The following is a 13610-nucleotide window of genomic DNA, read 5'->3' on the forward strand; positions in this document are numbered from 1 at the left end:
GTGGGAGGCCTTGTGATAACTTGGCCTTCCTATGGCATGCCTTGCTCGCGCTGTCACGGGGCACGGCGCAACCCGCGTCGCTAATTTATCTCTTGAAACAGGAACGGGCAAATTGGCCATTGTTCGACGGGCAAGGCGGAAGCAACGCCGAACTACGCCGCTCGATCCCTTTCAACGCGATTTCGTCCGTGTTGCTTGGCACGATAGAGATAGCTGTCGGCGCGGGCGATTGCCGATTTAAACGGCTCGCCCTGTTCCAGCACTGTTACGCCAAAGCTCACGGTCAGCTGCAGATCGGCAGATATATGGCGCCATCGTCTGGCTGCAAATGTCTGGCGCAAATCCTCGGCCAGAGTGGTTGCAACCGCCGCAGAAGTTCCGGGCAGAAGTGCAACAAATTCCTCACCCCCCAAGCGCGCCACGCAGCTTCCCGGGCCAGCCCGTTCCTGTAACAATTGAGCAAAATCAGTCAAAACCATATCGCCGGCATGATGGCCAAACCGATCATTCACCGTTTTGAAGTGATCAATATCCGCAAGAATGATTGTCGTTGGCTCAACCGACCCATTGGCCAGCTGAAACGAGCGCAGGAACGCCTGCAGACCTCTGCGGTTTGGAACACGTGTGAGCGAGTCCGTGTGAGCCATATCGCGATAGCCGTTGATCAGATCGATACTCACCGCAAGGACAATAGAAAACGTTAAGATAACGCCGCCGAAAAGTCCCGTATATTGCAGCATGACGCCCCAGAACGAACGGCTCCAAAAGCCGACCTCAGGCGCGACGTCGCTCAAAAACAGATAGACGACACTCTGAACCAGAAGAAACGCGAAGATGACAATAAAGGTCACAAAAATTACATTGTCGGAAGAGGATTTCTTCTTTGCTCTCACCTGCCAGAGAGACGCCAATATCAGCGATGCGCTGCCACTGAGTATCGACAGCGTCTCAAGCCTGACGCTTTGAAAAAGCGCCAGCGATAGTGCAGCTGCGCCAAGGAAGACCATGACAAGAGCGATTTCCAAAACCGGCTTCTTTGGCATTTTGAAATGGTAAACCAGCGCGCGGCAGCATACGGCCACACCTGCCAGAATAAGCAAGTCCTCTCCCAAAGGTTTAACCGCCGAGAATGTGGCCGTGCGAAAGAGCATCAGGCCATAGCCAGCTCCAAGCAGGCATAATCCGCGACCCCATAGAATTGTTGGAAAACCGAACCGGGCAGCAACAATCAGGCCAAAACCGCAAACAAGGATCAATAGTGGAACGGACCATTCCAAAGCGGAATTGATCATACGGCGGCCTTTACAATCATTTAGTTGAATACAGACTTAACTGATGTCAGAAGGCCGAGTATGCCACGCAAAAACGTGGATTGCTTACGCCGTCCTGTCTGCTGATCGACTAACACTTAAGGGCGCATTCAACAACCCACGGTTTAATTAAAATCAATCAAAACAATGTGTTAATCATACATGATTGGTGAGAACAAGTGACTACCTTATCTATAACGACCTGCTATTAGGGCGCACCTTTCCCAACGACGGTTGATATCCCATTCGTTGGCTTAGGGCTGCCATTCTGGCTGAGTGAATTCCTGCCTACCTGCAGAGGATCGAGCTACTGACAATAGGATGGCTTCTTGCCGCTTACCATGCCGCAACCGCGCTTGATTTCATCCCTGATCAAGTCGCATGAATTTCCCGAATTGCATGGCGGGTTGGTGGCGGGCGAAATTTCCTTGCATTGGTTGACGAGAATATTGGCCGCTTTCGCACCAATCTCCTGTCTGCAATCCATGGCTGCATCGGAATCGTCCTGCTGTCCGATTTTTTTCAGCCAACCCAGCTGTTGGCTCAAGAGACCTATTCTTTGACGCGTCAGAACTTCCTTGCAATCCGCTTCAGACACCATGATCGCGTAGTTTACTTGCTGATAGCGGCATTCACTGTCGCGGTACTTGATCCAGTTGCGCTGGCTTTCCTTGAGCTGCGCTTGACTTCCATCCGGCAAGGCATTGATGACCTGACCATAAAGGTCATTCAGCCGGCGATCCGCCGCCTTCAAATCGGCATAAGCAAGAGAAGACTGGAGCACAGCAAACACAACCAAACCGAACATCATCAATCGCTGCATCGTCTCGCTCCTCTATCGCCTAAAATCTGAACAGGCACTGGCGGACCGAGCGTACTCGATCCACCTTTACTGGTCTACTTGGTTGTATAACCGCCATTGACGAGAATTGTCTGACCCGTCATCCACCAGCCTTCCGAGACCAGCAAGCGGATCCACGGAACAATATCGCCAATATCCGTGAGGCCTGTCTTCGAGAAGCTCGAAAGTGCTGCGGCTGTCTTGTGATAGGCCACCGCGTCCGCACCTTCAGCGGGGTAGAAGAACGGCGTATCCATGGGACCGGGTCCGATAGCGGTCACTGAAATCCCGCGCTCACCGAACTCTTTGGAAGCGGCGCGCGTGAAATGTTCGACGGGAGCCTTCGTACCGGCATAGCTCGAATAAAACGGCGTATAAGCGCCGAGCAGCGAAGTAACCAGCGTGCAGATTTTGCCGTTATCGTTCAGTTGCTTGCCTGCTTCCTTGATGAAGAAGAACGCGGCTTTCGCATTGACTGCGGACATCTCGTCATATTCCGCCTCGGAGATCTCGGTCATTGGCTTCTTCAACACCTTGCCTACGGTATTGATGGCAATATCCGGCTTGCCAAGGGCTGCAATCGCGTCAGCGAAAAGCTTCTCCGTCGCGCCAGCCGTGATCAGATTGGCCTGGAATGCAACGGCTTCCGCACCTGCCGCCTTGACAGCGGCAACGGTGGCATCGGCATCCGCTTTGCTTGCTGCGCTGTTATAGTGGATCGCGATTGCCTTGGCGCCATGAGAGGCGAGATCACGCGCGATAAGCCCACCCAGATTTTTCGCACCGCCAGCAATAATGACGGTCTTGCCTTTGATGGAATGATCGGTCATGGAAAGGGCCTCCTTTGAAAATTACCGAATTTATCAGCAATCCTTCCAGAAAGGGTGCTGCTGATACTCGCTATATGAGCATGCATATCTGAGTTATCGCTACTAAATCAGATGCTGTTATTCCTTTCTGATTGAATTCAGATATGACAGTCGTTTTCGAACAATGGCGGCTCTTTGGAACGCGGCAGGTTAAGAGACAACCTGCCTGCGCAGTTATATTTCGCCACGCCGTATCTTTGTGGGCGTCGTATGCAAGCGTTCCCTTATCAGGGAAGTCATATGGCTTTGGCTTCCAAACCCGCAAATCCGCCAGATTTCGGCAAGCGGCAGATCGTCGGCGCGAATGAGAAGTTCTGCGCGCTCGACACGCAGATCAATGAGATACTGATGCGGGCTTTTGCCGGTAGTTTGACGAAAGGCGCGGGAAAAATGGCTGACGGATAAGCGCGCCAAACTCGCAAGGGTTTCGATAGGAATGGTATCTGCGAGATGCGAGCGCATATAATCGTCCACCGTGCGCCAGGCCCTTGCCGAGAAACCACCTGCGAGACTGTTATATGTAGTTTTCCTAATGGAAGAATGATTTCGCAGGAGATGCAGCCATAACGCGACATTCAGGGAATCCAGATACAGCAAATTGGAGCTGTCGTTTCCGCGTAAAATCTCCTCCCGCATGAGCCGCGCAAGCGCCAATGCGGTCTTATCTATCCGCCCAGGGCTCAACGGCCTTAACTCAAACTCATCCGTCTCAAATTCTACACCGGCCAGATTGCGCAACCGATCGCTTCCGAAACAGGACAGGATGTTTTCCTTTGGCGTGCGCCAGCGCGCGAAGAGATCAGCCTGATCCGGAATCAGCTCCAGCGATCCAACCGGGACATTCGCAGTGGTGCTTCGGTCGGAGCCTATTCTCGTCTCCCGTTTTATCTGCGGCGTGAGCAGAATAAGCGCGAAGGGATCTGGGGCCACAATCTGGATTTGATTTGGCCCCGTCCGGGTAAGGGTGACCGCACTCTTATCGGTCTTGTGCAACTTACCCCATTCTTCGGGAATACTGTCGAGCCACTTCATCCGACCGCCGAGCTCAAAACCGTACTAAACCGTTCGTTTTGCGCAACAAAAGGGCGACCGCTGCCAGTTAACTGGGGGCGAACTGACAGCGGTCTGTCACAGTGCCTGCGTTGGAGAGTGCGGACAACCAACGAGGATCTGTGGACTTCGATTACCCACTCACGCGAAGGTAGAACTTCTTTTCTATCGAGAAAGGGCTGTGTTCGAGCAGAGGGATATTCGCGACCAAAAATGGCGCTCTGCAATTTTAGTCGCCAGGCGGCACGTCTGAAATCCATCCGCAGTTCGCCGATTATTAAAGATTCGCTTCTCAAACCAGCCGCGGACAGCCAGTATATCCGATCAACCATGCGCACCCCTTAAACGCATTACACGCTCGTATTGACCAACACTCGATCAGAATACGCTACTTTGAATAGTTCTTATATGAGCAACAGGTTTTGGGGAGGTTACGTAACCGTCACATCCACCGCGAAACGTCAGACGGGGTTGATATCGGACGGAATGTTACGGAAAAACTTTGGTATATAGCTTCCCTTGGGGATCGCGATATGGATGGGTTCCAGCTTTCCCTTCCCGTTATTGTAGACGTCCAGTGATTGTCGGAGCCTCTTGGCACTTGTTCTGACGAGTGAATCGCCTGCGAGATCGTGCCCGCTTTTCCGGTCAAATACATCCAGGGCGATTGTATATTCTTTTATTCTGTCCGCCCGTCCTGAAAGGGTTTCTTCGACAATATAGATAAGAAATTTCCGCGCACGCGGCGATCTGGAGAATTCGGCTGCGCTTGTCAATTTGGCAAGACATGCGCGTATAGCTTCATCCATATCCCGAAATTCAGTCGGTTCCACTTCCCGCTGTTTTACGCCATTCATCGAAATAGTGGACGTCTTCGAAAAATCGACAGACGTGCTGGAAGAATGCAGCATTTCCGCTCCGCTGTGCAGCACAGAGGCTTCGACCGTAACAGACGACTGGTCCAACGCACGCGATTTCGATACGGTAAGCGCATCGGGAACTCGGCTTATCCTATCTCGATAGGCCGCAATGATATCCAAATTTATTGTCAGAAGCACTGACAGCGCGAGTATAAGACCGCCGAAAAGACCTGTATATTGCAGAAAGACGCCCCATATGGAATTACTCCATAGACCAACTTTGGGATCGACGTCTTGAACAAATATATATGCAGCCGCTTGCATCAACAAACAAACAAGTGCAAAAGAAAAAACGGATATTAATATCCATTCACTAACGGTTCTCATTCCAAATTTTACGCGCGATAAATATGAAATCAAAAGAACAGCGCATCCGGTTAGAACAGATAGACTTTCCAGTCTAATGCTTTGAAAATAGAACAATGAAAAAGCAGCCGCTGCTAAAGCGAGAAAAACGATCAGCGCATCAAAAACAGATAGTACTCGAAGCTTAAACTTGCTCGCAAACGCATGGCAGCAAATCGCAATCCCCGATAGTATCAGGAGATCTTCACCAAGCGGTTTAATAGCGGAAAAGCTTTCAGTACGAATAAGCATCAACGAATAACCGACGCCCAAAAGACACAAACCGACGCCCCATTTTCTGGTCGTCGCGTTCAACTTTGCCGCGACGATAAGTGCGATCCCGCAAAGGAAAAGCAATATCGGAACGGACCACTCCAGGGCAGCAGTTAACATAGTTCAGGGCCTTTTCTTTAAACCGCGATAGCGAGGGCAATAAAGGGGGGAACCCGCGCTATGCAATTTGGAGGGTTGATAGCCGCTCCTTTTAAAAATCGACTAACACCAAGTCTTTGTCCCTACAATAAATTTAATCGCTTATGCATTTCAAATGAGCATTTTTTTCGTACATTTTCAGTGAACGCGCATATAACGGGGGACACTAAAAAGAATTCAGTATCCCCCTCGCGAGAACGGCACGAAAACTTTCGATTGTTGATCCAGCCGTCCGTTTAGTTGTCGGTATCCGGATTATCGACTTCGCATCCCACGCCATGGCAACCGGTATAATTGCCTTGTGTATCGAAGTTCGGATTGCCGTCCCTATCGAACTGAGGCCGTGTATCTATCTGGCTTTCTTCACGGCGGCGGCGCTCCCGCTTGCGTTCACGATCACGCTCTTCCTGTGCCTGAATGCGATCCTGAGCGCGCTGCTCATCTTGTTCATGAAGCGCACTTTGTTGCATCATGCAGTTCGCGAAGGCATCGGTGCCCGGGCGAAAGCCGAAGGACGAACATTTGTCTTGGAAGACTTCATCTGCGGTGACACAGCCAGTGATTACCAAAGGCACAGCTGCAAGTATGAGGTACTTTAACTTCAATCGTGGCATTCGATACTCCTCATATGGGGGAACAGATGGCCGCGCGCGAGGCTATGCTGGATCAAGCCCGTCTCGAAAGAACACGGCACCAGAGCAACATTTAAACTTGGAAACACGACGACGACTGCATTTTTAGAGGTCTTTGTTAGCTGACTTCCTGTAGTTCGCGATCTGCAATATCATCCTGACTTTTAGAAAAGGGCGACCACGTCATTTCGTGGCAGCGACGCATCCGGCCAGAGATTAATCCACCCGACGGCCAATATTAACAGCCGCCGCGCCCCTGCCCATTAAGAGCTTCTTTTCTATGGCAGATTCGAAGTAAATACGAAATCTTATTTTGACGACGCATAACAACATTGCCATTTGCTTTGCGTTTTAAAGATAATGGCGGCGCGTTCGCGCGCCCTCATCTATGCAATCTGCTAATCAGGGCTGTCCACCAAACATCCGACACCGTGACAGCCGATATAATTGCCATGCGTATCGTAGTTGGGTTCGCCGTTTCTATCGAACTGCGGTGTGTTATCGATACGCTCAGAGCTATCCGGCCTGTCGACAGCGCACCCAATGCCGTGGCAGCCATTATAGTCACCGGAGTCACGGTAGTTGCTTGTTGCATGGCTGTGTTTGTGCTTGTTATCGGCAACCATTCCCTCGACGATTGCACCGAGAACTGCACCTGCGACAACACCGCCAATATCATGACCATGATGATCATACTGGCGCGCACCCGGATCGAACCCATCGCCCCGGCCATGGTGATAGCCACCGACATCTGCAAATACGCCGGAACACCCTTGCGCTACCCATATATAGCGGCTCTTTGGATTGTATCCCCACGTGCGGTTCAGTATGCAAGCAGAACTTGACGTTTGATGGATAAGTTGTGGCCTGGACAGCGGCCCGGCGTAGCATTCATCGTATTTATAGTCTCTTGAGCGGCACTCGACAGTCGTTTGAGCTTTTGCTTCGAAAGCGAGTGGCGGCGCAATTGTTGCACCAACCGCGATAGCCCCCACCATGGTCAGATATCTTAGCATTCTTCCCTCCGAATCCGTTGACACTCCGTCGTGCTGGTCAGAGTGCGCCTAGAACACGTGACCAATGCAACAAACCCACGCAATATACTTATACAATTTCGTGATGACTTGTTTAGGGTAATCTGAATTAAAGTTAACATAGAGAAAATTAGTAACTTATAATATACATCTATTTACGAGATAATTGACGCGAGTTGGCTGCTGCCCTTAAGTGCTGATCGCGACGCTACTGAAATGGAGTTCTGCAAGGAAAGTGGCTTCGGCGAAGGTAATCGGCTGGAGATGTCTTGCTAAAAGCAATTAGAACGCGAAGACAGAGTGATAATTCGTCGCGCGACTATTCAATCGCCATTCTGTTGGTTCTTCTCAATCTGATAGGTAAGCCAGCGGCAGAACATGCCGATAATGGATGTTGCCGCGCCGGATATCAAACATATCGTCAGCAAAATACTTTTCTGCGCGCCGTCCCAACTAACGACTGCCAACAGCAAAACGCTTAGCGTGGAAACGAGATAGCCAGCACCCTTCAGTTTGTGCAAGGAATTCGGGCTCATCCTCGACCCCATCTCGCTAATCGTTTTTAACGCGCTCAACAAGCTGAGCGAATGGCCCGTCAATATAAGCCTGTAGCGTCGGGAGTGCCTCGGCCTTGATGCCCTTCTGACCGAGAAAATACTTGATCAGTGCATCGGAGCCTTTCATGTACTTGCCCCGCTCGACCTCTGCAGCGGGGAAGCTCAAATCCTCCAGCACCGGGGACAATTTTTCCCTGATCTGAGCCTGCTCAGTTGTTCCTTCGGCAAACTCGATAAGCTCAATACAATCAAGCATTCCGGCTTCCAGAAATGCGAGCCGCAGTTTGAAACAGAAAGGGCAGCCTTTCTTCAAATAGACCACAGGCTTGCTTAAAGCGGGTTCAGGCGCATAGGATGCCGATAGCCCTTCTCCCAGGGCGCCGGTGACGCCTCCGGTTTCCTCGTCTGGTCCAGGCTTGCTATAGTGATCATCGTCTGCGGTGCGAACTGATTTGGGTTGATTGTTCATGTCTCTCTCACTGCATTAGCGGACAAACGGGGGAGGCCACTTGGTTACAGTTTTACGGCCTCCTCGCGCGGCCAGAACCTGAGCTTGCGGCAAGCTTCTACAAAAACCGGGATCGAAGTCGCACTGTCGATGGAAAGCAGGCCCTTATCGGCATCCGGCGCTATGCCCGCCTTTGCAAGGAGCGGGAGAGCTCCGGAATTGAACCCGATGAACTTGCAATGCGCAAAAGCATCAGCCACGAAATCACGCGCTGCAGCTTCTCCGGTTAATCTATTGGCCGCCTCTTCTGCCAGGACAAGGGCAACGGCGTCAAACATAACAGAGGGGCCACCATCAATCATATGATGGGACACGATCCATTCGCCAGCGGAGGTCTCAAAACCGCCAACTGTTGGAGAGACAAGTTCTATCACCGCTCCTTCTGTCACAGCCGCCTCACGGATCGCTTCAACCAGTTCCATATCCGTCCCATTCGCCACGAGAACGCCGATCTTGCGGCCCTTGAAGCTTGAGGGACCATTTTCAATAATGCTGAGCGCTGGCGACAGAGGCAGATCCCGGCGAACGGGTGCGAGAGCATCGGCAGGCTTTGGCATTGTGCGGATGCCAAGCCTCTCCGCGACTTCGTTTGCCAGCCCCTCTTCGATATTCATCAAATGCGAGACCATCCGTTCGCGGATAATGGGCGTTTCTACTTTCGACAGTTCGAAGGTCAACGCCATCGCAATATGTCTTTGCTCAACCGATGTCTGGCTCAGATAGAATTGGCGAGCCTGGCTATAATGATCGTTAAAACTCTCCGGGCGCAAACGGACTTTTTCACCGCTTTCCTGCGCTTCAAAAGACCGGAAGCCGTTGACTGGATCGGGGCGCGGCCCCTTCCCCCAGGAATTGGGCTGATAATTGGCCCGGCTGTCCGGATTGCGCATCGCCATATGCCCGTCCTGCTGAAAATGCGCAAACGGACATTTGGGCGCGTTGATGGGAAGCTGGGTGAAATTCGGTCCACCGAGGCGCTTCAACTGCGTGTCCAGATAGGAAAAATTGCGCCCCTGAAGCAAGGGATCGTTTGAGAAATCGATGCCGGGCGGCACATTCTGCGTCATGAAGGCAACCTGCTCGGTCTCCGCGAAAAAGTTCTCCGGCATGCGGTCGAGGACCAGCCGACCGACCGAAATCGGCTGGAGAATTTCTTCGGGTATCAGCTTGGTCGGATCCAGCACGTCGAAATCGAAGCTGTCCGCAAATTCCTGATCGAAGAGTTGCACGCACAATTCCCATTCCGGGAAGTTACCGGTTTGAATGGCAGTCCAGAGATCGCGCCGGTGAAAATCCGGATCGGCCCCGTTGATCTTCACAGCCTCGTTCCAGACGACCGATTGCAGTCCGAGCTTCGGTTTCCAGAGAAATTTGACGAATGTCGATTGATTGTCCTCGTTCACGAAGCGGAACGTATGGACACCGAACCCTTCCATGAAGCGAAACGAGCGTGGGATTGCGCGGTCCGACATAATCCACATAATCATGTGCATGGATTCCGGCGTCAGGCTGATGAAATCCCAGAAATTATCGTGAGCGGACTGCGCCTGCGGAAAGGCGCGATCCGGCTCTTCCTTCACGGCATGAATGATGTCGGGGAAGCGTATCGCATCCTGAATGAAGAAGACTGGTATATTGTTGCCGACGAGATCCCAATTGCCTTCCTTGGTGTAAAACTTGACCGCAAAACCGCGCACGTCACGGGCGAGATCGAATGAGCCTTTTGAACCCGCAACCGTTGAAAAGCGGACGAAGACCGGTGTTTTCTCGCCAACGCGCTGGAATATATCTGCGCGCGTATATTCGGAGATCGACCGGGTGGTCTCAAAATAACCGTGCGCGCCATAACCTCTCGCATGGACGACACGTTCCGGTATGCGTTCATGGTCAAAATGAAAAATCTTTTCCCGAAAATGGAAATCCTCGATCAGCGTTGGGCCGGATTCGCCGATTTTAAGCGTGTTCAGATCGTCTGATACCGGCCCGCCCTGAGATGTCGTCATGACCGGAACATCGTCAGTCGCAATCTGGTGAAGATCGCCACTGTTGCCGGGAAAAAGCTTCTGGTCGTGGATTGTAATCGGCTTGTCTTCGGCGCTCGGCCTTTTGCTCGTGGGCATGGTTCGCTTCCCCTTTTTCAACGGTTGTGAGCCACTTGGAGTGACAGGAGCTTGCGTCCTAACCTTGCGAATTGGGGTTTGTTCCAAACTGCCGCCTGCGCTTGTCTTTTAAATCAGGCGCGCCAAGACAACTTTGCTAAGTTTCCGGGACCGTTACGGCGAGACTTTCGGGGCATTCAAACGCGATTTTGGCCCGCTGACAAAACCGGACCCTCGCAACCAGAAGCGCCAGGGTTCCTCAACTGCTCGACTGATACCGATGCGCGGACCGCAATCCACAGTGCATGGCTGTTCAGGCGCCGAAAGCAAAAACGGGGCGGCATCGAGTGCAGCCCCATCCAACTCGCCGGAAATTGCCAAAGCCTGAGCAAGCTTCGCCGGCCCCGAACAAAGCTGCTTAACGTCCGTCATACCTCGCCGTTCCTGCATGAGCGGTATGCCCTGTCGCGGCTCGATTGCCCGCAGGAGCACGGCAGATGCATCGGCGCAGACAATGTTCATGCACCAATGCAGGCCATATATCCGATAAACATAGGCGCTGCCCGGACTTCCAAACATGGAGGCGTTTCGACGCGTCGGACCAGAGAAACTGTGAGAGGCCGGGTCAGTTTTACAATAAGCTTCTGTTTCGACAATCACGCCGCCGATTTCGCCGACACGAAACGTCCAGCCAATCAACTCTGGAGCGATCTCGACAGCGCTGCGGTTCAGAAACATGCGCAAAGCATCAGCATTGTTCATAAAGGTTTAGAACACCGGTGTTTTCAAGCCGAAAGCGGTTCCTTTGAAAACAAGCACAGTTAGGTGTCATCCGCAATGACCCCTTGGCGTGCATTGAAATTTGCTACCCCAGTGTTCAGCTGATGACGATCTGCGTACTTCTTGTGCGAGAGCCGGGCGGAAAGCTCTACAATATAGTTCTGGTCCCGCAGCCCGCTATCATAGAAAAGCAGGATGGATGACGCCAAATCCCGGCCCGAATATTCATGTTCACTCTCTTCGAGGAGGATCGCCGCCAATGTATAACAACTGCGCATGAAGTCGACCTCGACCTGGCTGTAAATGCGGCTTGCTTCGTGGAATAATGGCATGTCTGCCTCCATTAAAAAACCATTATGCGCCTACTTCTCAGCCGCGTATCAAAGGGTCTGCTAACGTACAGACCATATAGCTTTCCCGTGGCCTCCGTTCTTCAGTCCACCCGTTGCCACTATCGGTCTCCCCTTCTAATTCCCATTTCTGCAAAGCTGCTCGTTTTTGAAGTACATCTCAACAAAGCGGCTTGCCCGAAAGTGGCTCCTGATTGGCTGGCTTTGCCAGAATTGTCCGCTAGCGTACCAAAAATCATTTGCTGGATCAAAGTGTTATAGACTTAAAACCGTCAAAGAGGATTGGGAGCGTGACGGCGAGGCGCTCGTACTCTGCCCGAAGAAAAACAAGATGTACGACAGCAATACAGTGAAAAACCGCCTGTTAAAAAGCCTTCCGCCAGACATCTACAATCAAATTCAAACTTTATTGGAGCCTGTTACCCTGGAACGTGGACAGGTACTCGTTAAAGCTGACCAACCTATCGATTATATTTACTTTCTCTGCGAAGGCATCGGATCGGTCATCACCGTGTCCGATAAAGGTCCAATGGTGGAAGCGGGCATGTTCGGTCGCGAGGGATTTTCGCCCACATCGGCGGCCGTTGGCGCAACGACCAGTATCCATGAGGTCGTCATGCAGGTCAGCGGTTCTGGCCATCGGATCGAAATCGGTTCGGCGCGTGCGGAAATCAACCGCAACAGCTTGTTCGCCAATTTGCTGGCTCGTTACATTCAGACCTTCGCCTCGCAATTATCCTACACAGTCTGGGCGAATGTTAATCTGCATATTCACGAACGTCTGGCTCGCTGGCTTTTGATGTCTCACGACCGGACCGACGGGGATGAAATCGTGCTCACCCACGATTTCATCGCGTTGATGCTCGGCGTCAGACGTCCCAGCATCACGACCGGCCTGCACGTGCTGGAAGGGAAAAAGCTGATCATATCCGAAAGAGGCCGTATTACGGTTCGTGATCGAAAGGGTCTGGAGGATTTTGCCGGTGAAGCCTATGGCAAACCGGAAGAGGAATATCGTCGTCTTTTTGGTCTGAGCGGTTAGACCGGATCGGAACGGGCGCGGTCAAAACTGCCCATCAGACGTGAATACTCTTTTTCCGGCCAGCCGTAAGCATCCAACGCATATTGCTCCAATCCTCGGCGGCTGCGAATGAGTACCGCTCCGCGCACGGATTTGATCAGCCCTAGCCCCTCCAATATATGGAGCGAAGTGGTCACGCTTGGTCGCCGGACCGCAAGCATGATAGACATGAATTCATGGGTCAGGGCGATTTCGCTGCCAGATATCCGATCGTCACACATCAATAACCAGCGCGCGAGACGTTGAGGAACATCGTGAATGGCGTTGGAAGCCGCAGTGTGGGCCAGTTGAACCGAAAAGGCTTCTATTGACCGGATCATGATATTGGAGAAATTGCAGCTACTGGCCATCCAATGACGAAATCGATCATAGGGTATTTCGTACGCTTCGCCTGCGACCTGTATGAAGACATCGTAAGAGCTTGTTTCAACACCGGCAATTGCCGAGGTCGGCACATAACCGTCAAATCCAAACAGCCCCGCCTCGGCCCGGTGACCTTCAGCGGTCGTCACCACAATGGAGCCGATGCCGGATGTCATAAAATAGACTTTTGTGATTGACCGGCCTTTTTCCGCGATAATGACACCCCGCGGAAGATCGACATGCACGGTTTCACGGATGATCGCAGCATAATCGTCAGGCGGGAGCAAAGCCAAAAGTTTATTCGCCATGGCGTCTTGGCTGGGAAATGACATACATGCACCTCTTCTGGCTCGTCATGAAGTACAACCACCAGAAGAACGGTTAGTTCCGAATAACCTCCCTTCCAACTCGGCGGAAACACTTCTCCTTTTGGAAAGGC

At 52.0% G+C, this 13610-nt stretch carries 14 protein-coding genes; 1 reads left to right on the forward strand and 13 read right to left on the reverse strand.

Translation table 11 applies throughout. From position 1 onward, the window contains the following. Positions 1 to 152: 152 nt before the first annotated feature. From QLQ11_RS20330 to QLQ11_RS20385, 12 genes are all read right to left on the reverse strand, one after another. The gene (locus QLQ11_RS20330; RefSeq protein ID WP_121539063.1) at positions 153 to 1292 is read right to left on the reverse strand and encodes a GGDEF domain-containing protein; all 1140 of its coding nucleotides are present in this window, start codon (positions 1290 to 1292) and stop codon (positions 153 to 155) included. A 325-nt stretch (positions 1293 to 1617) separates the two neighbouring features. Beyond that, entirely contained in the window at positions 1618 to 2133 is a 516-nt protein-coding gene (locus tag QLQ11_RS20335; RefSeq protein WP_124915781.1) for a lysozyme inhibitor LprI family protein, read from the reverse strand. Positions 2134 to 2207: 74 nt separating this feature from the next. Then, positions 2208 to 2981, reverse strand: a complete 774-nt coding sequence (locus QLQ11_RS20340) for an SDR family oxidoreductase (RefSeq protein WP_109365609.1) — start codon at positions 2979 to 2981, stop codon at positions 2208 to 2210. A gap of 213 nt (positions 2982 to 3194) precedes the next feature. After that, complete coding sequence (locus tag QLQ11_RS20345) at positions 3195 to 4052, reverse strand: AraC family transcriptional regulator (protein ID WP_124915780.1); 858 nt, start codon at positions 4050 to 4052, stop codon at positions 3195 to 3197. Between the two features lie 479 nt (positions 4053 to 4531). Beyond that, positions 4532 to 5728, reverse strand: coding sequence for a hypothetical protein (locus QLQ11_RS20350; protein ID WP_283735597.1), 1197 nt, complete (start codon positions 5726 to 5728; stop codon positions 4532 to 4534). A gap of 275 nt (positions 5729 to 6003) precedes the next feature. Further along, on the reverse strand, positions 6004 to 6381 hold the full coding sequence (locus tag QLQ11_RS20355) for a hypothetical protein (protein ID WP_109365606.1): 378 nt from the start codon (positions 6379 to 6381) through the stop codon (positions 6004 to 6006). A 416-nt stretch (positions 6382 to 6797) separates the two neighbouring features. Beyond that, positions 6798 to 7415: a DUF3011 domain-containing protein gene (locus tag QLQ11_RS20360; protein ID WP_124915778.1), complete on the reverse strand. Its 618-nt coding sequence runs from the start codon at positions 7413 to 7415 to the stop codon at positions 6798 to 6800. 341 nt (positions 7416 to 7756) lie between these two features. Further along, the gene (locus tag QLQ11_RS20365) at positions 7757 to 7969 is read right to left on the reverse strand and encodes a hypothetical protein (protein ID WP_124915777.1); all 213 of its coding nucleotides are present in this window, start codon (positions 7967 to 7969) and stop codon (positions 7757 to 7759) included. A gap of 16 nt (positions 7970 to 7985) precedes the next feature. Continuing rightward, positions 7986 to 8459, reverse strand: coding sequence for a glutathione S-transferase domain-containing protein (locus QLQ11_RS20370; RefSeq protein ID WP_124915776.1), 474 nt, complete (start codon positions 8457 to 8459; stop codon positions 7986 to 7988). A 44-nt stretch (positions 8460 to 8503) separates the two neighbouring features. Then, positions 8504 to 10618 carry a catalase gene (locus QLQ11_RS20375; RefSeq protein WP_124915775.1) on the reverse strand — a complete coding sequence of 705 codons (2115 nt, stop codon included), beginning with the start codon at positions 10616 to 10618 and terminating at the stop codon, positions 8504 to 8506. A 153-nt stretch (positions 10619 to 10771) separates the two neighbouring features. Next, positions 10772 to 11359 carry a DNA-3-methyladenine glycosylase gene (locus QLQ11_RS20380; RefSeq protein ID WP_121539070.1) on the reverse strand — a complete coding sequence of 196 codons (588 nt, stop codon included), beginning with the start codon at positions 11357 to 11359 and terminating at the stop codon, positions 10772 to 10774. A 59-nt stretch (positions 11360 to 11418) separates the two neighbouring features. Further along, positions 11419 to 11709 (reverse strand): hypothetical protein, encoded by a 291-nt coding sequence (locus QLQ11_RS20385; protein ID WP_235859015.1) that lies wholly within the window; start codon positions 11707 to 11709, stop codon positions 11419 to 11421. A gap of 349 nt (positions 11710 to 12058) precedes the next feature. On the opposite strand from QLQ11_RS20385, the gene QLQ11_RS20390 reads away from it, so the two are divergent. Further along, positions 12059 to 12769 (forward strand): Crp/Fnr family transcriptional regulator, encoded by a 711-nt coding sequence (locus QLQ11_RS20390; RefSeq protein ID WP_121539071.1) that lies wholly within the window; start codon positions 12059 to 12061, stop codon positions 12767 to 12769. Here QLQ11_RS20390 and QLQ11_RS20395 read toward each other — a convergent pair. Continuing rightward, a complete protein-coding gene (locus QLQ11_RS20395; protein ID WP_124915774.1) occupies positions 12766 to 13503 on the reverse strand; it encodes a Crp/Fnr family transcriptional regulator in 738 nt (245 codons plus the stop codon). The genes QLQ11_RS20390 and QLQ11_RS20395 overlap by 4 nt on opposite strands. Positions 13504 to 13610: the final 107 nt, after the last annotated feature.

This window comes from Ochrobactrum sp. SSR (genome assembly GCF_030067775.1).
In the GTDB taxonomy this organism is placed as follows: Bacteria; Pseudomonadota; Alphaproteobacteria; order Rhizobiales; family Rhizobiaceae; genus Brucella; species Brucella teleogrylli.

Bases quoted from the DNA above. Each gene is read 5' to 3' on its own strand.
- QLQ11_RS20330 (WP_121539063.1), bottom strand. From the start codon at position 1,292: ATGATCAATTCCGCTTTGGAATGGTCCGTTCCACTATTGATCCTTGTT.
- QLQ11_RS20335 (WP_124915781.1), bottom strand. From the start codon at position 2,133: ATGCAGCGATTGATGATGTTCGGTTTGGTTGTGTTTGCTGTGCTCCAG.
- QLQ11_RS20340 (WP_109365609.1), bottom strand. From the start codon at position 2,981: ATGACCGATCATTCCATCAAAGGCAAGACCGTCATTATTGCTGGCGGT.
- QLQ11_RS20345 (WP_124915780.1), bottom strand. From the start codon at position 4,052: ATGAAGTGGCTCGACAGTATTCCCGAAGAATGGGGTAAGTTGCACAAG.
- QLQ11_RS20350 (WP_283735597.1), bottom strand. From the start codon at position 5,728: ATGTTAACTGCTGCCCTGGAGTGGTCCGTTCCGATATTGCTTTTCCTT.
- QLQ11_RS20355 (WP_109365606.1), bottom strand. From the start codon at position 6,381: ATGCCACGATTGAAGTTAAAGTACCTCATACTTGCAGCTGTGCCTTTG.
- QLQ11_RS20360 (WP_124915778.1), bottom strand. From the start codon at position 7,415: ATGCTAAGATATCTGACCATGGTGGGGGCTATCGCGGTTGGTGCAACA.
- QLQ11_RS20365 (WP_124915777.1), bottom strand. From the start codon at position 7,969: ATGAGCCCGAATTCCTTGCACAAACTGAAGGGTGCTGGCTATCTCGTT.
- QLQ11_RS20370 (WP_124915776.1), bottom strand. From the start codon at position 8,459: ATGAACAATCAACCCAAATCAGTTCGCACCGCAGACGATGATCACTAT.
- QLQ11_RS20375 (WP_124915775.1), bottom strand. From the start codon at position 10,618: ATGCCCACGAGCAAAAGGCCGAGCGCCGAAGACAAGCCGATTACAATC.
- QLQ11_RS20380 (WP_121539070.1), bottom strand. From the start codon at position 11,359: ATGAACAATGCTGATGCTTTGCGCATGTTTCTGAACCGCAGCGCTGTC.
- QLQ11_RS20385 (WP_235859015.1), bottom strand. From the start codon at position 11,709: ATGCCATTATTCCACGAAGCAAGCCGCATTTACAGCCAGGTCGAGGTC.
- QLQ11_RS20390 (WP_121539071.1), top strand. From the start codon at position 12,059: ATGTACGACAGCAATACAGTGAAAAACCGCCTGTTAAAAAGCCTTCCG.
- QLQ11_RS20395 (WP_124915774.1), bottom strand. From the start codon at position 13,503: ATGTCATTTCCCAGCCAAGACGCCATGGCGAATAAACTTTTGGCTTTG.